The sequence below is a fragment of the Aeromonas sp. QDB03 genome (genome assembly GCF_027707985.1).
Classification (GTDB): Bacteria; Pseudomonadota; Gammaproteobacteria; order Enterobacterales; family Aeromonadaceae; genus Aeromonas; species Aeromonas hydrophila.
The window spans coordinates 79755-100279 of sequence record NZ_JAPCJG010000005.1; the positions used below are offsets into that span (position 1 = coordinate 79755).

Consider the following 20525-nt stretch of genomic DNA (forward strand, 5'->3'; position numbering starts at 1 on the left):
GCATGGACAGGTTCTGCGGCCCTCACACAGCATCCATCAAGTAAGGTAACAATCCATGGGTTTTAAATGCGGTATCGTGGGCCTGCCCAATGTAGGCAAATCCACCCTGTTCAACGCGCTGACCAAGGCCGGCATCGAAGCCGCCAACTTCCCGTTCTGCACCATCGAGCCGAACACCGGCGTGGTACCGATGCCGGATCCCCGCCTCGATCAGCTGGCGGCCATCATCAATCCGCAGCGCGTTGTGCCGACCACCATGGAATTCGTGGACATCGCCGGCCTGGTGGCCGGTGCCTCCAAGGGTGAAGGTCTGGGCAACCAGTTCCTGGCCAACATCCGTGAAACCGAGGCCATCGGTCACGTGGTGCGCTGCTTTGACGACGAGAACATCGTCCACGTCGCCGGCAAGGTCTCCCCGGCCGACGACATCGAGGTGATCAACACCGAGCTGGCCCTCTCCGACCTGGATGCCTGCGAGCGCGCCATCAACCGCCAGTCCAAGCGCGCCAAGGGCGGCGACAAGGATGCCAAGCTGGAAGTGGAAGTGCTGGAGAAGATCAAGGTGGCGCTGGAAAACGGCCAGATGATCCGCGGCATGAAGCTGGACAAGGATGAGCTGGCCGCCGTCAGCCACCTCAACTTCCTGACCCTGAAACCCACCATGTACATCGCCAACGTGGCGGAAGATGGCTTCGAGAACAATCCCTACCTCGACAAGGTGCGCGAAATCGCCGCCGCCGAGAACGCGGTTGTGGTGGTCGTCTGCTGCGCCATAGAGGCTGACATCGCCGAGCTGGACGATGCCGACCGCGCCGAGTTCATGGCTGACCTTGGCATCGAAGAGCCGGGCCTGAACCGGGTGATCCGCTCCGGTTACGAGCTGCTCAAGCTGCAGACCTACTTCACCGCCGGTGTGAAAGAGGTGCGTGCCTGGACCATCCCGGTCGGCGCCACCGCTCCGCAGGCGGCCGGCAAGATCCACACCGACTTCGAAAAAGGCTTTATTCGTGCCCAAACCATCGCCTTTGAAGACTTTATCACCTACAAGGGTGAACAAGGTGCCAAGGAAGCGGGCAAGATGCGCGCCGAAGGGAAAGAGTACATCGTCAAAGACGGCGATATCATGAACTTCCTGTTCAACGTCTAATCCCATGAGAGGCCAGCATTTGCTGGCCTCTTTTTTAACTGGCCAAGGCTCGTATCTGCTGGCAAATGTCGTAAAAAAAACCAGATTGTTGGGCTTTTGCACGACAGCGACCAATAACTCACCAAACGCACCCAAATTCGGTTTTTCAAACAAAAAAAGGGTTGACGCCCCAGAGCCAGATACGCATAATTCGGCCCGCACAGTGACGAGGCAACGAGGCACTGGAAGCAAGGTTGGCTATGTAGCTCAGTTGGTTAGAGCATCGCACTCATAATGCGGGGGTCACAGGTTCGAATCCCGTCATAGCCACCATCTCTAGTTGGGGTATCGCCAAGCGGTAAGGCAGCGGGTTTTGATCTCGCCATCCCTAGGTTCGAATCCTAGTACCCCAGCCATTATTTCAGTTGTCGGCATTCAGATGTCGGTGACGGGTCAAGGGAAGCAGTGATGGGTGTTGAACTCGTCAATGTGCCCAGGTTCAAATCCTGGTATCCCGGCCACTGTTAAAAGATGTTTGATAGAATCTGTCAGGCATCGCTGTTGGGGCATCGCCAAGCGGTAAGGCAGCGGGTTTTGATCTCGCCATACCTAGGTTCGAATCCTAGTGCCCCAGCCATTTTTAAAAGATGTTTGATAGTCTCTGTCAGGCATCACTGTTGGGGTATCGCCAAGCGGTAAGGCAGCGGGTTTTGATCTCGCCATCCCTAGGTTCGAATCCTAGTACCCCAGCCATTATTCTGTTCTCTTCCACACCGTGGTTGACAACAAACGGCTATGTAGCTCAGTTGGTTAGAGCATCGCACTCATAATGCGGGGGTCACAGGTTCGAATCCCGTCATAGCCACCATTTTTAAAAACGTTCCTTCAATCATCTGATTGCAAAGAACACTGTTGGGGCATCGCCAAGCGGTAAGGCAGCGGGTTTTGATCTCGCCATACCTAGGTTCGAATCCTAGTGCCCCAGCCATTTTTGCTTGTATTCGACGCAAGTCGTGCACAAGACGGCTATGTAGCTCAGTTGGTTAGAGCATCGCACTCATAATGCGGGGGTCACAGGTTCGAATCCCGTCATAGCCACCATTACTCCTGCGGAAGTGGCGAAATTGGTAGACGCACCAGATTTAGGTTCTGGCGCCCTAGGCGTGAGAGTTCGAGTCTCTCCTTCCGCACCATCAAAAGCAGTACCAAACAGACCAGCTCAGGCTGGTTTTTTTGTATCCGGCGTTTGCCACTCTTCTTCCCCTCCCCATGCCATCGCACGTCTGCAATACCGCCCATGTATCAACGGCTGCGCCCTGTGCTCCCTCTACGACGGCGCTGATGCCCGGTTCCCGCTTTATTCATCCCTTTTCATGTCAGAGCATTGCGGGCAATAAAAAGGCGGCCCGCAGGCCGCCATGTCGTTTGCTGTCGTCAGAACGGGAAGAACCAGGGAATGGCGATGACGCTCACCACCATCACCAGCAAGGTGAAGGGCACGCCGATGCGCACAAAATCCACGAACCGGTAGTTGCCGGGGCCCAGCACCAGGGTGTTGACCGGCGAGGAGACCGGCGTCATGAAGGCCGCCGAGGCGGCGATGGCGATGGTCATGGCGAACGGATAGGGGGAGATCCCCATCTGCTGCGCCGTGCCCAGCGCAATCGGCGCCATCAGTACCGCCGTCGCGGTGTTGGAGATGAACAGCCCAATGATGGCGCACAGGGCGAACAGACTGGCCAGCATCACCCGTGGCCCCATCTCCCCTACCGCCGAGATCAGCGCGCCGACGATGAGATCCACCCCGCCGGTCTTTTGCAGCGCCAGCGCAAAGGGCAGCATGCCGACGATGAGGATCAGGGTCGGCCAGTGGATGGACTTGTAGGCGCTCTCCATGTCGATGCAGCGGAATTTGCCCATCAGCAGGCAGGCGATCAGCGCCGCGATCACGTTGGGCACCGGATCTGTCACCATCAGGGCGATCATCACCCCGAGGCAGATGAGGGCGTGAATGGCTTGACTGCGGGCCGGCGCCATCTCGTCCACCTCGGCCGGCAGCCCCAGCAGCAGGAAGTCGCGGCTGTGAGTCTGCAGCAGGCGGATCAGGCTCCAGTTGCCCACCACCAGCAGGGTGTCCCCCAGTTGCAGCGCCTCGTCCACCAGCTTGCCGCCAAGCGCCTCGCCGGCGCGGCGGATCCCCACCACGTTGAGGCCGTAGTGGGAACGAAACGCCACCTCGCGGATGCTCTTGCCGAGCAGACGGGATTCCGGGATGAGCGACACCTCTGCCATGCCCACCTCGCGCGCCTGATCAGAAAAATATTCGCCGCGCAGGATCATGGGCTCGAGTCGCGCCTCGCTGCAGAACTCGCGCACGTCCACCTCGGGGTCGGACATGTCGATGAGCAGCACGTCCTTGGCCTGGAACTCGGTCACCCCGGAGACGGTGACCATCACCCGCCGAAACTTGCGCCAGCGCTCCACTCCGATGACGTTGGCCCCGTAGCGGGCTCGCAGTTGCAGCTCGTCCAGAGTCTGGCCGATCAGCGGTGAATCGGGCCGGATCGCCAGCCGGCGCGCCCGGCCGGCCAGCCGGTAGTCGCGAATGAGATCGCGCATGGTGCTGCGCCCGATCTGCTTGCTCTTGCCCTCCTCCCCGTCACGCACCAGGGAGGTGCGCATCAGCAGCATGTAGAGGATCCCCATCCCCAGAATGATGACCCCCATGGGGGTGAAGCCGAAGAAGCCGAAGCCGTGGATGTTGTGGCGCATCAGCTCGCTGTTGACCACCATGTTGGGCGGCGTCGCTACCAGCGTCATCATGCCGCTGATGAGGCCGGCAAAGCCGAGCGGCATCATCAGCCGGCCGGCCGGGATCCCCATCCGGTTCGCCACGCTCAGCACCACAGGGATGAAGATGGCCACCACCCCGGTGCTGCTCATCACGGCCCCGAGCAGGGCGACCGCCACCATCAGCAGCACCAGCAGGCGAGTCTCGCTGCTGCCGGCCACCTTCACCAGCGCATCGCCAACCTGATAGGCGATGCCGGTGCGCACCAACCCCTCCCCCACCACGAACAGGGCGGCAATCAGGATGACGTTGGGATCGCTGAACCCCGCCAGCGCCTCCGGCAGGGTCAGGGTGCCGCTCAGCACGAACAATATGATGATCAGCAAGGCAACCACGTCCATGCGGACCTTGTTGCTCACAAACAGATAAATGGCGCCCACCAGCATGCAGAGGACCCAGACCAACTCGGAATTCACACTTGCTCCTTTTGTTCAGCTCCACCCCGGCCGGAGCGGATTCCATCAGACCACAGCTCATTTCCCCCCGATTTGTTACATATCAATAAAGGGGCAGGGCATCATCGCATATCAGGGCGCCATCGGGGGCCTAAAGTTGCCCCTGCTGTTTGTCCATTCTTTGAGGTGGCTCGGCCCGGGTCGGACAAAAGTCCTGCCCCCCTCCCCCCGTCGCCCCTAGAATAGGCCCGGTTCACGCCCCCAATTTTCAAAGGAAACGAAAATGAGCATATTCGAGTGGTTCAGCATCAATCACACCCTGGTGACCATACCGCTGGGCGGTGGTTACGCCATGTCGTGGATTGAAGCCGTCGGCACCCTGTTCGGGCTGGCCTGCATCTGGTGCGCCAGCCAGGAGAAGACCATCAACTACCTGTTCGGGCTCATCAACGTCAGCCTGTTCGCCATCATCTTCTTCCAGATCCAGCTCTACGGCCTTTTGCTGCTGCAGCTGTTCTTCTTCTGCGCCAACCTCTATGGCTGGTACGCCTGGACACGGCCGGCCAACGCCCAGGGGGATACCCTGCAGATCCGCTGGCTCAGCAAGTCCAAGCTCATCGCCACCGCCGCCGTGAGCGTGCTGGCCATCGCCCTGCTGACCCTCTACATCGACCCGGTATTCGCCGCCCTGGCCCGCACCTCGGTCGCCCTGCTCAACCTGTTTGGCGCCAATCTCGCTACCCCAGAGCCCTCCCCCGATGCCTTCCCCTTCTGGGATGCCAGCATGACGGTGCTCTCCGTGGTGGCCCAGATCCTGATGACCCGCAAGTACGTGGAGAACTGGATCCTCTGGGTGGTCATCAACATCATCAGCATCGGCGTCTACGCTGCCCAGGGGGTCTATGCCATGTCCCTTGAGTACCTGATCCTGCTGTTTATCGCCGCCAACGGCACGCGCCTGTGGATGATCAGCGCCAAACACCCGCAACAGGAAGCGATCGCATGAGCCTGCTGCCCCATCTGCAATGCCGCCCGGACCAGATCGCCGAACGGGTGGTGCTGTGCGGCGACCCGGCCCGGGTCGACCGCATCGCCGGCCAGCTCGACGGGTGTGACGTGCTGGGCCAGCACCGGGAGTTTCGCCTGATCAACGGCTGCTACCGGGGGCTGCCCGTCACGGTGTGCAGCACCGGCATCGGCGGCGCCTCCGCCGTCATCGCGCTGGAGGAGCTGGTGCAGGCGGGTGCCCGCTCGCTCATCCGGGTCGGCTCTGCCGGCGCCCTGCAGCATGAGGTCGCGCTGGGGGATCTCATCGTGGTGGAGGGGGCGGTGCGCAGCGAAGGCGCCTCGCTGGCCTACCTGCCCCCCGAGTACCCCGCCTGCGCCGACATTCGCCTGCAGGCCGCCCTGCTCGCCCATCTCGGCGCCAGCGGCCAGCCTCACTGGCACGGGCTGGTGCGCTCCCACGACAGCTTCTACCGGGATGACGAGCAGGAAGTCTGTCGCTACTGGCACGCCCGCGGCGTGCTTGGGGCAGACATGGAGACCGCGCCCCTGCTCGCCGTGGGGCGCCTGCGCAAGGTGCGGGTGGCCGCCGTGCTTTGCAACGTGGTGGCCTTCGAGCAGGACGTGCAAGCGGGGGTGAGCGACTACGCGGCCAGCGAAGCCGCCATGATGACCGGCGAGCGGCTGGCCATCGCCGCCGCCCTCCACGCCCTAACGCAATAGACCGGGTCTGCCGGGGCCGCAGCGGCCCCGGCAAAACGTTAAGCCCGGCACATTCAGAGGCGCCAAAGCTGGCATCCCGCCTGCGCTCTTGCTAGCCTCATGGCCCTCGTCAAGCCGGGCCTTCACCATGCAGCAACAACCCTATCCGCTCGGTCGCTTTCACGCCGAGCTTGCCGCACTCGAACCGCGCTTTGCCGCGGCGCTGGCAGACTGCACCCTGTTTTCGCGCCGCTACCTGCCCGGTGAACCCATCATGCGCCAAGGGGAGTTGTGCGAGCAGCTCTATCTGGTGGCCCAGGGCCGGATTTCCCTCAACAGCGCGGTGCACTCAGGGCGGCTGTTTCAACTCGGCGAAATCGAGTGCCATAGCCAGATCTTCGGCGAGATGGAGTTCTTCAGCGCCACCCCGGTGCAGTGGAGCGTGGTGGCCGAGACCGAGCTGGACGCCGCCGTCATCTGCGCCGACAAGCTGGCCAAACGGCTGCTGGCCGAGCCCGAGCTGACCCTCTTCTTCGCCGCGGCGCTCGCCAGCGACTATCTCGATACCCTGGACATCACCACCAGCCGGTTGCTGCACCCCATTGCCTACAACATCGCCTTCGAGCTGTGGCGCGAGCGCCAGCGCACCCCCATGCTCGGCTCGCGCAAGCGGGCCCACGAGGCGGCGCGCTTCGGTACCACCGAGCGGGTCTATCGGCGCGCCCTCAAGGAGCTGATCGAACAGGGCATCGTCGCCGACGGCAGCGACGGCCCGGTCATCGCCGATCTGGCCAGGCTGCGCGCCTATCTCGACCTTTGATTTCCATTCATCCCATTTCGATTCACCCTGTCAGGAGAGTGCCATGTCTACCTATCCCGAGTTCACCTTCTTCAGCCGCTTCGTCGCCGACATCCAGGCCGGCCGCAAGACCATCACCATCCGCGACGAGAGCGAGGCCAACTGGCAACCCGGCCAGCGGCTGGCCCTGCTCACCAACCCGGAGCACCAGCCCTTTGGCACCATCGAGGTGCTCTCGGTCAAGGCGGTCGCCTTCGATGAGCTCAATGACGAGCACGCCCGCCAGGAGAACATGACCCTCCCCGAGCTCAAACAGGTGATCCGCGACATCTACCCCGCGCTGCCGCCGCTCTATGTCATTGAATTCAAACTGCTTGCCTGAGCCGGATTTGGTCTTTGCCGAGCGATGTGTTAATAGTGTCCTCTTTTGAATCAGGAGGTGACCCGAGTGTTTGAGATAGCGAGCCTGCGAGAGGGCATGATGCACGGGGTCGAGCTGTTCCAGCTGCTGCTGGAGATCATCTCCATTGCCTGTGTGGTGATAGGGCTGGGCAAGACCCTCTGGCTGGCGGCGCGGGTACGGGATCACGAGCCCGGCTTTCCCCATATCCGGCTCTGTTTCGGCAGCTGGCTCATTCTGGCGCTGGAGTTCCAGCTCGCCGCCGACATCCTGGCCACCACGGTGGCGCCGAGCAAGGAGGAGCTGATCCGCCTCGCCATCATCGCGGTGATCCGCACCTTCCTGAACTACTTCCTTGGCAAGGAGCTGGAAGCACAAGCGGAACGCCAGCAAGACAAGGCAGAGCGCCAGCAGGAACAGCGCAGCGAGCAGGCCAAGGCTGCTCAATAACCCGTTTCTTTGCACAGCATCATCGCTGAGTGTCGTGCCATCCCGACCACAACCATGGCTCGGGATGGCCCAGTTGTGACCCTCCCCTCACTTTTGGCAATCAGCTAACTATGGAACCCTTTTCAAGCCTTCCCCCGCCCTGTCGAGGGCCCGCGCATCTGCGTAAGATAAACCATCGCTTCCCCCAACCGGCCCAGCTGATGAACCCGCGACCTCTCCACACACCCGACCTCGATAGTTGCGTTATCTACCAGATCTACCCCATGAGCTTTCAGGACAGCGATGGCGACGGCATGGGCGACATCAACGGCATTCGTCAGCGCCTCGGTTATCTGGCCACCCTGGGGGTCGATATGCTGTGGCTCACCCCCCTCTATCGCTCCCCCAAACGGGACAACGGTTACGACGTGGCGGACTACCGCGCCATCGACCCCGCCTTCGGCACCCTGGCCGAGATGGAACAGCTGGTAGCCGAGGCGGCCGCTCACGGCATCGGCATCATGATGGATATCGTCGCCAACCACACCTCCACCGAGCATGAGTGGTTTGTGCAGGCGCTGGCCGGCGATCCCCGCTATCAGGGCTATTACGTGTTTCGCGATCAGGCCTTCGTCGATGCCCACCCGGTCACCTCGATTTTTGGCGGCAGCGGCTGGCAGTATGTGCCGGCGCTTGATCGCTACTACCTGCACAACTTCGATGCGAGCCAGGCCGACCTGGACTGGGACAACCCGGCGGTGCGGGCCGAAATGGCGGCGGTGATCAACTTCTGGCTGGGCAAGGGAATCAAGGGATTTCGCTTCGATGTGATCGACATGGTGAGCAAGACCTGGTCGCCCCTCGCCATGAGCAACGGCCCGCGCCTGCACGACTATATCCGCGAGCTCAATGCTGCGAGCTTCGGCGGCCAGGGGATCATCACGGTGGGGGAGACCTGGGCAGCGGATCTCGCCCATATGCAGAACTATTCGAACCCCGATGGCAGCGAGTTCAGCATGGTGTTCAACTTCGAGCATCTGGGGCTCGGCAGTGACAAGTGGACCTCCCGCTTCGACCCCCTCGCCTTCAAACGGGCCATGGCCCGCCACCAGCAGGGGCTGCACGGGCAGGGCTGGAACAGCCTGTTTCTCGGCAACCACGACCTGCCCCGCGCCGTCTCTCGCTTTGGCGATGACAGCCCGACGTGGCGTGTAACCAGCGCCAAGCTGTGGGCCATGGTGCTGCACCTGATGCAAGGCACTCCCTTCATCTATCAGGGGGAGGAGCTCGCCATGACCAACCGCCACTGGCAGCCGGACGAGCTGCGCGACGTGGAGGCGATCAACTACCGCGCCAGCCAGGCGGGACTGGCGCCTGCCGAGCTGAGTCGGCGGCTCGATGCCATCGGCCGCGACAACGCCCGCACCCCGATGCAGTGGGACGCCGGCCCCCACGCCGGGTTCAGCACGGCCCCCCCCTGGATTGCCCTAAACGCCAATCACCTCGAGATAAATGCCGCCGAGCAGCTGGCCCGCCCCGACTCGCCGTTTCACTGCTATCGCCAGCTCATCGCCCTGCGCAAGGCCCATCCCGTCATTCGCCACGGCGATTTCGAACTGCTGGATGGGGACGACCCCGATCGCATCAGCTATCGCCGCTGCTGGCAGGATCCGGCCAGCGCAGAGCGGCACACCCTGCTGCTGCTCGCCAACCTCACCGAGCGCCCCCTGGTCATGCCGCACCTTGATCAGGTGGAGGCAGGTGCCACCCTGCTGATGAGCAACTACCCGGGGCAACCCACCGCCACCTTTGCCCCCTATCAGGCGGCCGCCTGGCTGCTGCCAGCAAGGGAGTAACAGGCAGCGCTATCCCTCGCGCCATCCTCCGCCACGGGGGGTGGCCCTTGCCCCCTGATGATTTCCCTCCCCCTCGGCGGTCGATACGCCCCGGCGATTTACTCACTTAAAAACTTTGCGTTTTCAGGCCCGCACCGCCTTGCCAGACAATAGCCAGTCACGGCTCGCTATCGACAATTGAAATAGTTCAACACCCTGTTTTTATTGGCAATAATCGCCATCAAAAACGACGTTTTTATCATCAAACGGCGATATTAAACGCTGTTTAGTCAGGGTTAAAAGTCAATTCAGATTTGCGCCCTTGTGGTTCTTCGCCGGCTCCTTATGGTTTCCATCCGAAGCGTGCGGCACGGCGCCGCACGCCGACGTTCAGGCTCGCGGGCACTCTCCCGCCATAACAACAGGAAATCATCATGCGCAAAACCGGCGTGGCACTCGCCATCTCCACCCTCTTCTGGTTCCACTCGGCCATGGCGGCCCCTCTACTCTTCCCGGACGATCCGACCCTCACCGACGGCCAGCACTCCCCCGCCCTCGATCGCAGTTTCCAGCTGGCCCAGGACGATCTGGGCAACCGGATCCACCAGCTCCACCTGCCCCTCCAGACCGAACCGGAACTGGTGGCGGAGCTGGAGCAGATCGGCAGGGAGCAGGAGTTCTCGGTCAGCACCCACGCTGACATGTACACCTGGACCGAGGACAACATGTGGCTGTCGCGCGATGGCGCCCTCATCTTCCGCCCCCGGGCGCCGCTGGCCGACAAGGATAGCTACCACGCCTTCGTCACCGCCCTCACCGAGCAGAGCCCGGAGGCCGAGCAGGAGGGCCACCACAGCCTCGGCAGCCAGGCCTCCCAGGGGCTCAACGAGAGCATGCTCTCCCAGGCCAACACCTTCGCCGAGGCGCAGGGGCGCGAGCTCATCCCCACCTTCTCCATCATCGATGGTGGCAACATGCTGACCGGCCAGCGGGCCGACGGTACGCCCTATGCCCTCATTGGCCGCGACGCCCTGCTGCAGACCACCCTGCACCACAGCCGGCTGGACAGTGAGCGCATCGCCGCCTTGCAGGAGAAGATGGAGCGCGACGGCGAGTTTCGGCTGAAACTGAACGAAGAGGAGTGGCTGGGCAGCCCCTATACCTTCCAGAAGGGTCATGACACCGAGGTGGACCTCATCCTGCTGGAGGCGGCCAACCTGTTGCCGCAAGGGCTGGATGAGCCGCAGCGCCACGCCTTTGCCAAAACCGCGCGCGCCAAGGCCGAGCTCGCCAAATACGAAGTGGACGGGTCAACCCGGGAAGCGGCGGAGCAGCGGATGTTTCTGAGCCCGCAGCAAGGGGAGCGGATTGCCGAGCGCTATCGCGCCATCCATGGCCAACCGCTGCCGGCCTCCTTCGATCTGCTGACCCGCCTCAAGCAGGAGTATGCCAGCCTGGTGGTGACCGCCGAGCTTCACTCCGAGTTCAATGATGAGCAGATAGCCCAGGCACTGCCAACGCTGGCGGCCGATAACGCCACCCTGGCCCGGCTGGGTCACATGTTGCAGGCCGGTGGCTACCAGCGAACAGGGCTGGCTGGCGCCGAGCAAGATCACCAAACCCGCCGCTTCCTCGCCATGATGGCCATCAGCCAGCGCCTGATGGCGCAGGAGCTCAAGGTGGCCGAGCAGGATCTGGTGATCCTGGCCCAGCCCGGTTTTCACCTCGACATGGCCATGCGCCCGCTGGCCGACGGCCGCATCTTGCTGAACGATCACGGGGCCAGCGCAGCGCTGGTCGAACAGGTGCTGGCCGAGGCCGGCAGCCTGAGCGAGAACGAGCGACAGGAACTTCGCCAGAGCGTGACCGACCTGCACCAGCAGAGCGAGCGCTGGCACAGGATCCACGCCCTCATCCGCCAGCAGTTGAGCGATGCCGGCCTGACCCCCATCGCCACCCCGGGCGTGTTCAGCGTGGGCAAGCGGCCGATAAACTGGATGAACGGCATCATGGGCACCCGCCAGCAACCCTTCTACATCACCAATGCCGCCAGCATCGCCCCCCTCAATCAGGCATTCGCCGCCTGGCTGCAACGCGAGGTGGCCGGGCTCACCCCCTATTTCGTGGGTCAGGCTGTCAGCAACAATCGGGAGGAGTTCAACCAGGCGGAAGCACTGCTGCGCGGCAGCGGCGGGCTGGATTGCATCACCCTGCACCACGAGTAGGGCTACCCCCTCTCACAGACCGACAATGCATCTGGCTGGTCCATTCCCCGAGGCCAGATCCAAGGGAAATCGTGGTGGCAGAGAGCCGCCAAGATGATCCAGAAGGGCTCCTTAAGGAGCCCTTTTTATGGCTAATGTGAAAGGCCCTCCCGTACCATGACCCTGTTATCCCGGCCATGAAACACTCTCGCATCGCCCGACGGCGCAAATTAATTTGCCGCTTGATTATTTATTTACGAGCCCGGATCGACCCGTTTTGCGCCTGATTCAGTTAATCGAATTACCCTCAACAACCATCCCGCCCGACCCTCTGCCGGCTTGTCACCGTCACCGGCAGTGGTCCGCCATCCCGCGCCGCCGCTGCCTTCGGCCTGATTATTTATCCCGTTTGTTCCGCGTTAATTTCCACTCTTACTATGACGACGACCTATCCATGGCCGGCTGATCGCAGCCGTCATTCAAACTGGCATAGCAAGTGGGCAATTCATGATCACCACAGACGGAAACAACGCGGTCGCCTCGGTGGCCTACCGCACCAGCGAAGTCATCGCCATCTATCCCATCACCCCCAGCTCCAGCATGGCGGAGCAGGCGTCGGCCTGGTCGAGCGAGCGGGGCCTGAACCTGTGGGGCGACGTGCCACGCGTGGTCGAGATGCAGTCGGAAGGGGGCGCCATCGCCGCCGTCCACGGCGCCCTGCAGACCGGCGCGCTGGCGACCTCGTTTACCTCGTCCCAGGGCCTGCTGCTGATGATCCCCAACCTCTACAAGTTGGCGGGCCAGCTCATCCCCTTCGTGCTGCACGTGGCGGCGCGCACGGTGGCGACCCATGCCCTGTCGATTTTCGGCGATCACTCGGACGTGATGGCGGTGCGCCAGACCGGTTGCGCCCTGCTCTGCGCCAGCAATGTGCAAGAAGCCCAGGACTTTGCCCTGATCGCCCAGGTGGCCAGCCTCAACAGCCGGCTGCCCTTCATCCACTTCTTCGACGGCTTTCGCACCTCCCACGAAATCACCAAGATAGTGCCGCTCGATGACGACACCCTGCGCGCCCTGCTGCCCGCCGAGGCGATCCGTGCCCATCGGGAGCGGGCGCTGACCCCCGACAAACCGGTCATTCGCGGCACCGCCGCCAACCCGGACACCTATTTCCAGTGCCGGGAGGCCACCAACCCCTGGTATGACGATGGGTATCGCCATGTGAGCGAGGCGATGGACGCCTTCGGTGAGCGCACCGGCCGCCACTACCGGCCGTTCGAATACCTGGGTCACCCACAGGCCGAGCGGGTGCTGGTGCTGATGGGTTCCGCCATCGGCACCTGCGAGGAGGTGATCGCGCGGCTGATTGAACAGGGCGAGAAGGTGGGGCTGGTGAAGGTACGGCTCTACCGCCCCTTCTCGGCCGCGCACCTGCTGGCGGTCATTCCCGAGAGCGCCCGCAAGATTGCGGTGCTGGATCGCACCAAGGAGCCGGGCGCCCTGGCCGAGCCGCTCTATCTGGACGTGATGAGCGCCCTGGCCGAGGCGGTCAGCCGGGGGGATCGTGCCAGCCTGCCGCGGGTCATCGGCGGGCGCTACGGCCTCTCCTCCAAGGAGTTCAACCCGGCCTGCGTGCAGGCCATCTTCGATGAGCTGGCGCTGGATAACCCACGGCCGCGCTTCACCGTCGGCATCTTCGACGACGTCACCGGCCTCTCCCTGCCGCTGCCGACGTTGGATCCCGGCATTGGCAACCAGCACAAGCTGGAGGCACTGTTCTACGGCCTTGGCAGTGACGGCACCGTGTCGGCGGCCAAGAACAGCATCAAGATCCTCGGCAACCACACCGACCTCTACCCCCAGGGCTACTTCGTCTATGACTCCAAGAAGGCGGGTGGGCTCACCGTCTCCCACCTGCGGGTCGGCGAGCGGCCGCTGCAATCGGCCTACCTGGTGGACGAGGCGGACTTCATCGGCTGCCACCAGTGGCAGTTCATCGACATGTACCAGATGGCGGAGCGGCTGAGGCCCGACGGCATCTTCCTGCTTAACAGTCCCTACGACGCCGATCAGATCTGGCAGCGACTGCCCCAGGAGGTGCAACTGGCCCTGCTCCAGAAGCGTGCGCGCCTCTATACCATCAACGCCGCCAAAATTGCCCGCGAGTGCCAGCTCGGCAATCGCATCAATACCGTGATGCAGATGGCCTTCTTCCAGCTCACCGCCATCATACCGCCGGCAGAGGCGACCGAGCTGCTGCGCCAGACCATCGCATCGAGCTATGGCAGCAAGGGGCAGACACTGGTGGAGCGCAACTGGCAGGCCCTGGCCGCCACCTGTGAGGCGTTGACTCAGGTGCCGCTGCAGGCGCTTGACCCCGCCAGCCACCAGCGCCCGCCCGTGGTATCGACCAAGGCGCCGGACTTCGTGCAGACCGTCACCGCCACCATGCTGGCGGGGCTGGGTGACAGCCTGCCGGTCTCCGCCTTCCCGCCGGACGGCACCTGGCCCGTGGGCACCACCCGCTGGGAGAAGCGCAACATCGCCAAGGAGGTGCCCATCTGGCAGGCAGACCTCTGCACCCAGTGCAACTACTGCGTGGCGGCCTGCCCCCATTCCGCCATCCGTGCCAAGGTGGTGGACAAAGCGTCGCTGGCCGGTGCCCCCGCCACCCTGGATGCACTGGATGTGAAGGCCCGCGACATGCGCGGCCTGCAATACGTGCTGCAGGTAGCACCTGAGGATTGCACCGGCTGCAACCTCTGCGTCGAGGTATGCCCGGCCAAGGATCGCACCGAGCCGAGCCGCAAGGCGATCAACATGGAGTCCAGGCTGGATCACCTCGAGGCCCAGAAGGCCAACTACGACTTCTTCCTGGACTTGCCCGAGCGCACCGCCGAGCAGCTGGAGCGCATCGACATCCGCACCTCCCAGCTCATCTCGCCGCTGTTTGAATACTCGGGTGCCTGCTCCGGCTGCGGCGAGACCCCCTACATCAAGCTGCTGACCCAGCTCTACGGCGACCGGCTGCTGATTGCCAACGCCACCGGTTGCTCCTCCATCTATGGCGGCAACCTGCCCAGCACCCCCTACACCACCAATGCGGACGGGCGCGGGCCGGCCTGGGCCAACTCCTTGTTCGAGGACAACGCCGAGTTTGGCTTGGGCTTTCGGCTCACCATGGATCAGCATCGCGAGCGGGTACGCCGCCTGCTGGCGAGCCTGGGGGACGCCGTCCCGGCCGGGCTGCAACAGGGGCTGCAAGACACCAGCCTGCCGGTCTCCGAGCAGCGCGCCCATATCGAGCAGCTGCGCGCTCTGCTGCAGGGGCGCACCGACGCCGCGGCTCAGGAGCTGGCCCGTGATGCGGACTACCTGGTGGAGAAATCAGTCTGGCTCATCGGCGGCGACGGCTGGGCCTACGACATCGGCTACGGCGGGCTGGATCACGTGCTGAGCCTGGGGGAGAACATCAACGTGCTGGTGCTCGATACCCAGTGCTACTCCAACACCGGCGGCCAGCAGTCCAAGGCCACCCCGCTCGGCGCCATCACCAAATTTGGCGAGCAGGGCAAGCGCAAGGGGCGCAAGGATCTTGGCGCCAACGTGATGATGTACGGTCATGTCTACGTGGCGCAGATCTCCCTCGGCGCCCAGATGAACCAGACGGTGAAGGCCATTCAGGAGGCCGAAGCCTACCCGGGTCCGTCGCTCATCATCGCCTACAGCCCCTGCGAGGAGCACGGCTACGATCTGGCCCAGAGCCACGAGCAGATGAAGCAGCTGACCGCCACCGGCTTCTGGCCGCTCTATCGCTACGACCCGCGCCGCAGCGAGGAGGGCAAGGCGCCGCTGGCACTGGACTCCCGGGCCCCCAGCGCATCGCTGGCCGAGACCCTGCAGCAGGAGCCCCGCTTCAAGCGGCTGGAACGCCAGTTGCCGGAAATCGCCAGCCAGCTCTACCGGGAAGCGGAGCTGGACGCCAACCGCCGCTTCGCCTGGCTGAGCCAGCTGGCCGGCAAGGAGGCGCCAGCCCAGGAGTAGCAACGCAGACCCACCAACAAACAGGGCTCCCCATGGGGAGCCCTGTTGCTATGTCGCGGTGACGCCATCAGGCGTGGATGCTGGCCAGCTCGTGACGTTTCAACGCCAGCAGGGTGATGAGTAGCGCGGCGGTGGCGATCAGCGCCATGCCGATATAGGTGGCGCTGAAACCGGGCGCCAGCTCGGCCGGGCTCAGGCTGGCCAGGTTGTGGCTGCTGCCCGCCGGCAGAGCGGAGTGAAACAGCACGGAGCAGATGGCCACCCCGACCGCCCCCCCCAGCTCGCGACCGAAGTTGAACAGCGACATGCCGATGCCGCGATCTTCCCGTGGCAGAGCGTTTTGCACCACCACCGACAGCGCCGGCAGCACCAGGCCCAGCCCCAATCCGGCAAACCCCAGCCCCAGTCTGGCCCAGACGTCGAAGTGGATCTGCCACAGCGCCAGCGCCGACAGGGCGAACCCCACCACCACGAAGCGCCGGTAGTAACCGGTGCGGCCGATCAGCTTGCCGCCGACGAAGGCCCCCGCCGTGATGCAGACCATGAAGATCACCATGTAGAGCCCGCTCTCGCTGGCCCCCATCCCCTTCTGCCACTGCATTTGCAGCGGCAGATAGACCAGCACCGCGAACATCAGCAACTGCGAGGCCAGCGCCAGCAGCACGCTGACCAGATAACCGGGCAGCCGGGCCAGATGGGCCGGCAGTATGGGGTCGTGGGCCCGCCGCTCCACCAGGATCAGCAGCAGCAGGGCCAGCGCCAGTCCCGCCGCCAGCCAGATGGCGGGCAGGGCCGTCTCCGGCGAGAGCAGCAGCAGGCTCAGGGTGGTGACGGTGATCAGCAGCGCCGCCCCCTTCCAGTCGAAGCGACTGTGGCGACGCACATTGAGGTGACTCAGGTTGCGGTTCACCAGCCAGAGCGCGAGCGCCCCGAGCGGCAGGTTGATCCAGAAGATCCAGCGCCAGCTGAGCTGCTCGGTGAAGTAGCCGCCGAGCAGGGGCCCGGCGATGCTGGAGACCGCATAGACCGCCGAGATGTAGCCCTGATACTTGCCCACCTCCCGCGGCGGTATGCTGTCGGCGATGACGGTGAAGGCGAGCGCGATCAGGCCGCCGCCCCCCAATCCTTGCAGCACGCGGGCCGCCAGTAGGGTCGGCAGATCCTGGGCCAGGCCGCAGGCCACGGAGCCGGCCAGAAACAGGCCGATGCCGATGTTGAGCATGCGCACCCGGCCGAACATGTCGCTCAGCTTGCCGTAGATGGGCAGGGCGGCGGTGGCCGCCAGCAGGTAGGCGGTGACCACCCAGGTGAGGGCGGCGCCGGCGTTCAGCTCGGCCCCTATGATGGGCAAGGGGGTGGTGACTATGCTCTTTTCCAGTGAACCCAGGGCGATCACCAGGGCCACGCTCGAGAAGATGGTTTTTGGGGACATATGACGGGCTCGCTCATTTGAAAATGCCGGGATCTGCAACGCAGAACTTATTATTGTCTCATAAATCATCAGCCGATGGCCAAAACCGCCCCTGAGCGGCAAGCATGACCCCGGTCGCGGCATTGCCTCCTGCATTCTGGTAGGCTGGCTGTTCACCCCCAAGAGGAAGCAGCCCCATGTCCGAGCAGTTCCGGTTTGAGCAATACGATGCCCTGATTTTCGATATGGACGGCACCCTGGTCGACTCCATGCCCCTGCATCTGGATGCCTGGGAGGAGACCAGCGCCGAGTTCGGCCTGCCCTTCGATCGTGCCCAGCTCAATGAATTCGGCGGCATTCCCACCCGCAAGATAGTCGCCATCCTGGCCGAGCAGCATGGGCTGGATATCGATGTGGACGCCTTCACCCGGCGCAAGGTGGCGCTCTATCTTGAGCATATCGACAAGGTCAGCGTGTTTCCCGCCATGTGGGAGCTGGTCAAGCGCTGCCACGGCAAGGTTCCGATGGGCATAGGAACGGGCTCATCGCGCGAGCACGCCCTGCACATCCTGAAAAACACCGGTCTGGATGCCTATATTCCCGTACTGGTCAGTGCCGATGACATCGACAACCACAAGCCCCACCCCGACACCTTCCTGAAAGTGGCCGAGTTGCTCGGCGCCAATCCCGCCAACTGCCTGGTGTTCGAAGATACCCAGATCGGCCTGCAGGCCGGCCGCGCCGCCGGGATGGAGACGGTGCTGGCACTGGAGGGGGAGCTCTACCAGCGCTAGGCCACAATGCCCCTGCCACCAATGAAAACGCCTCCACAAAGGAGGCGCTTTGCATGCAGCAGTGCCGGGATAACCCGGCCCCGCCTTACATGGCGTTGGTGGATTCGAAGATCTTGTCGGCCGAGGCTTCGACGAAGCCCGGGTAGAGCACGCCGTCGGCCTGCGGGTAGCGCAGGGCGAATTCGTAGAAGCAGCTCGGGATGGTTCGCACGCCGTCGGTGAAGGCCACGTCCGCCTTGTCGGCCATGGTGGACGATTGCTCCAGCATCACCTGCGGGTCCCCTTTCACCTCGCCACCCACGCCATTGAGCACGAAGCCCGCGGCCTTGAGGGCGGCGTTGACCTGTTGGATGGTGTCGAAGTCCTTCAGGCGGTTGATGTTGACGGTGAAGTGGTTGGCACGATAACCCCAGGCCGCCATCCAGGCCGCATACTCGCTCTCCGCCAGCAGGGTCTGGTAATCGGCCCAGGATACCTGCCAGGGTGCGCCGGCATAGAGGAAGGCCTGGGTGTCGGTCAGATGATCGGGCACCTGAGCCGCCAGCTTGTGGATGATGGCCTGGGCCGCATCGGAGAGCTCTTCCACCTTCAGCTCGCTGATGAACACCTTGGGCGCGTCCGGATCTTTATGCTCGAAGTGCTTGGCGTAGAGCTTCTTGGCCTTGAACACGTACTCGCCCTTCTGCTCGTAGCCGAGCGCCAGGAAGTGGGCGGCCAGTTTCTCCAGCCCCAGCTTGGGCAGGTTGTAGGTGCGAAACGCCACGTGGTCGTTGACGATGGGCTCGCCGCCCCCCAGCAGTTGATGAACCTTGTGGGCACTCGGGGTGACTTGAATGTAGTTATCCCACAAATGACCGAACAGGGTGTCGATATCCTTTTGCATCTCTCTTTCCTTTGATTGCGGGTACAGACAAGGGCACCTGTTCAGTGCCCCTTTTATTGTCGTGGTCAGGCGCTGGCTCCAACACAGAAAGCGCCCACCTTTGCCTTGCTTAGAACCTCAGGCCGGGAGACAGCTGATCCGGCATGGCGGCCTTGCTGTCTTCGACGGAAGCCACCGGATACGCACAGTAGTCGGCGGCGTAGTAGGCGCTCGCCCTGTGGTTGCCGGAGGCACCGATGCCACCGAACGGCGCGGCACTGGAGGCACCGGTGATGGGCTTGTTCCAGTTGACGATGCCGGCGCGAATGCGCTTGAAGAAGTGGTTCCAGTCCGCCTCGTTGTCACCGAGCAGGCCGGCCGAGAGGCCGAAGCTGGTGGCATTCGCCTTCTCGATGGCGGCATCGAAGTCGTCGTAGCGAATGAGCTGCAGCAGCGGGCCGAAGTACTCTTCGTCCGGCAGCGCGCTGACTGCGGTCACGTCTATGATGCCCGGGGAGACGAAACCGGTGCCTGCTTCCAGATGCTTGAGGGAGAGCAGACTCTCGCCACCGAGGCGCTGCAGGTTGGCTTGCGCCTCGACCATGCCGAGCGCTGCCTTCTCGCTTATCATGGCGCCCATGAACGGCTGCTCGGCGGCGTCATAGAGGCCGACCTTGATCTGGCTGACCACCTCTACCAGGCGCTTGACCAGGGTATCGCCCCGCTCGCCGCGCTCGACAAACAGGCGACGCGAGCAGGTGCAGCGCTGGCCCGAGGTAATGAAGGCGGACTGCACGATGGCATGGACGGCGCCGTCGATGTCGCTCACGTCTTTCACGAGCAGCGGGTTGTTGCCACCCATCTCCAGGGCCAGGATCTTGCCAGGTTGACCGGCAAACTGCTGATGCAGGAAGTGGCCGGTACGGGAGGAGCCGGTGAAGAAGAGGCCGTCGATGTCCGGATTGCCGGCCAGTGCCTTGCCGGTGTCGACCTCGCCCTGCACCAGGTTGAGCACGCCCTTGGGCAGCCCCGCCTCCTGCCAGATCTTCAACATGGCCTCGGCCACCATGGGGGTCAGCTCGGAAGGCTTGAACACCACAGTATTGCCGGCGATCAGCGCCGGTACGATATGGCCGTTGGGCAGGTGGCCCGGGAAGTTGTAGGGGCCGAACACGGCCACGACGCCGTGGGGCTTGTGGCGCACGAACGCCTTGGCGCCCGGCATGGGGTTCTCCACCGTACCGGTACGCTCGTCATGGGCGCGGATGGAGATGGCGATCTTGCCCTGCATGGCGGCCACTTCGGTGCGGGTCTCCCACAGCGGCTTGCCGGTTTCACGGGCGATGGTCAGCGCCAGCGCCTCCTTGTGCTCGCCGAGCAGGTCGGCATAGCGGCGCACGATGGCCAGACGATCGTCGAGGGCCAGATCGGACCAATGATAGAAGGCATGGCGGGCGGCCTTGACGGCGGCCTCCACCTGGGCGGCGCTGGCGGCCTCCCCTTGCCAGATCACCTGATTCTTGGCCGGGTCCTTTGACTCGAACGGCTTGCCTGCACCGGCCAGCCACTGACCATCAATAAACTGAACTAACTGGCTCATCCTTCACTCCCTGTGGTTCGCAGGCAGCCTTGGCTGCCTGTTTCATATGCGGTTTTACTGCTGATATG

At 63.4% G+C, this 20525-nt stretch carries 14 protein-coding genes and 8 tRNA genes; 18 read left to right on the forward strand and 4 right to left on the reverse strand.

The genetic code is table 11. The features are described 5' to 3' along the window. Nucleotides 1-55 precede the first annotated feature (55 nt). The 9 genes from ychF to PG900_RS13845 all read left to right on the forward strand — a co-directional run bounded on the left by ychF (nt 56) and on the right by PG900_RS13845 (nt 2319). A complete protein-coding gene (gene ychF / locus PG900_RS13805) occupies nt 56-1147 on the forward strand; it encodes a redox-regulated ATPase YchF (RefSeq protein ID WP_016351608.1) in 1092 nt (363 codons plus the stop codon). Between the two features lie 235 nt (nt 1148-1382). Next, nucleotides 1383-1459 (forward strand) — tRNA-Met (locus PG900_RS13810). A gap of 8 nt (nt 1460-1467) precedes the next feature. Further along, nucleotides 1468-1542: transfer RNA gene (locus tag PG900_RS13815), tRNA-Gln, on the forward strand. Nucleotides 1543-1688: 146 nt separating this feature from the next. Continuing rightward, a tRNA-Gln gene (locus PG900_RS13820) sits at nt 1689-1763 on the forward strand. 41 nt (nt 1764-1804) lie between these two features. After that, a tRNA-Gln gene (locus PG900_RS13825) sits at nt 1805-1879 on the forward strand. 38 nt (nt 1880-1917) lie between these two features. Then, nucleotides 1918-1994, forward strand: a tRNA-Met gene (locus PG900_RS13830). A 45-nt stretch (nt 1995-2039) separates the two neighbouring features. Further along, nucleotides 2040-2114, forward strand: a tRNA-Gln gene (locus PG900_RS13835). Nucleotides 2115-2150: 36 nt separating this feature from the next. Further along, nucleotides 2151-2227: transfer RNA gene (locus PG900_RS13840), tRNA-Met, on the forward strand. A gap of 8 nt (nt 2228-2235) precedes the next feature. After that, nucleotides 2236-2319: transfer RNA gene (locus PG900_RS13845), tRNA-Leu, on the forward strand. 241 nt (nt 2320-2560) lie between these two features. Here PG900_RS13845 and PG900_RS13850 read toward each other — a convergent pair. Continuing rightward, the gene (locus PG900_RS13850) at nt 2561-4393 is read right to left on the reverse strand and encodes an SLC13 family permease (RefSeq protein WP_011706943.1); all 1833 of its coding nucleotides are present in this window, start codon (nt 4391-4393) and stop codon (nt 2561-2563) included. Between the two features lie 262 nt (nt 4394-4655). Between PG900_RS13850 and pnuC the strand changes: the two genes are divergently transcribed. The 8 genes from pnuC (at nt 4656) to nifJ (ending at nt 15790) form a co-directional block, all read left to right on the forward strand. After that, complete coding sequence (pnuC, locus tag PG900_RS13855; protein WP_270831629.1) at nt 4656-5378, forward strand: nicotinamide riboside transporter PnuC; 723 nt, start codon at nt 4656-4658, stop codon at nt 5376-5378. Continuing rightward, nucleotides 5375-6100: a nucleoside phosphorylase gene (locus tag PG900_RS13860; RefSeq protein WP_270831630.1), complete on the forward strand. Its 726-nt coding sequence runs from the start codon at nt 5375-5377 to the stop codon at nt 6098-6100. The genes pnuC and PG900_RS13860 overlap by 4 nt, the downstream gene beginning before the upstream one ends. A 127-nt stretch (nt 6101-6227) precedes the next feature. Beyond that, nucleotides 6228-6899: a Crp/Fnr family transcriptional regulator gene (locus tag PG900_RS13865; protein WP_026080254.1), complete on the forward strand. Its 672-nt coding sequence runs from the start codon at nt 6228-6230 to the stop codon at nt 6897-6899. Between the two features lie 43 nt (nt 6900-6942). Then, complete coding sequence (gene yqfB, locus PG900_RS13870; RefSeq protein ID WP_270831632.1) at nt 6943-7260, forward strand: N(4)-acetylcytidine aminohydrolase; 318 nt, start codon at nt 6943-6945, stop codon at nt 7258-7260. 66 nt (nt 7261-7326) lie between these two features. Then, nucleotides 7327-7728 carry a DUF1622 domain-containing protein gene (locus tag PG900_RS13875; RefSeq protein ID WP_016351614.1) on the forward strand — a complete coding sequence of 134 codons (402 nt, stop codon included), beginning with the start codon at nt 7327-7329 and terminating at the stop codon, nt 7726-7728. Nucleotides 7729-7928: 200 nt separating this feature from the next. Then, a complete protein-coding gene (locus tag PG900_RS13880) occupies nt 7929-9563 on the forward strand; it encodes an alpha-glucosidase (protein ID WP_270831634.1) in 1635 nt (544 codons plus the stop codon). Nucleotides 9564-9976: 413 nt separating this feature from the next. Beyond that, nucleotides 9977-11767: a hypothetical protein gene (locus PG900_RS13885; protein ID WP_270831636.1), complete on the forward strand. Its 1791-nt coding sequence runs from the start codon at nt 9977-9979 to the stop codon at nt 11765-11767. A gap of 486 nt (nt 11768-12253) precedes the next feature. Beyond that, nucleotides 12254-15790: a pyruvate:ferredoxin (flavodoxin) oxidoreductase gene (gene nifJ / locus PG900_RS13890; RefSeq protein WP_270831637.1), complete on the forward strand. Its 3537-nt coding sequence runs from the start codon at nt 12254-12256 to the stop codon at nt 15788-15790. Between the two features lie 67 nt (nt 15791-15857). Here the strand turns inward: nifJ and PG900_RS13895 are convergent, their stop codons facing one another. Beyond that, nucleotides 15858-17222, reverse strand: a complete 1365-nt coding sequence (locus PG900_RS13895) for an MDR family MFS transporter (protein WP_223950090.1) — start codon at nt 17220-17222, stop codon at nt 15858-15860. Between the two features lie 176 nt (nt 17223-17398). Here PG900_RS13895 and PG900_RS13900 point away from each other — a divergent pair, with 176 nt between their 5' ends. Further along, on the forward strand, nt 17399-17995 hold the full coding sequence (locus tag PG900_RS13900; RefSeq protein ID WP_011706953.1) for an HAD family hydrolase: 597 nt from the start codon (nt 17399-17401) through the stop codon (nt 17993-17995). Between the two features lie 85 nt (nt 17996-18080). Here PG900_RS13900 and PG900_RS13905 read toward each other — a convergent pair whose 3' ends face one another. Then, complete coding sequence (locus PG900_RS13905) at nt 18081-18878, reverse strand: DUF1338 domain-containing protein (RefSeq protein ID WP_011706954.1); 798 nt, start codon at nt 18876-18878, stop codon at nt 18081-18083. A gap of 109 nt (nt 18879-18987) precedes the next feature. Continuing rightward, nucleotides 18988-20457: a succinylglutamate-semialdehyde dehydrogenase gene (astD, locus tag PG900_RS13910; RefSeq protein ID WP_270831640.1), complete on the reverse strand. Its 1470-nt coding sequence runs from the start codon at nt 20455-20457 to the stop codon at nt 18988-18990. Nucleotides 20458-20525: the final 68 nt, after the last annotated feature.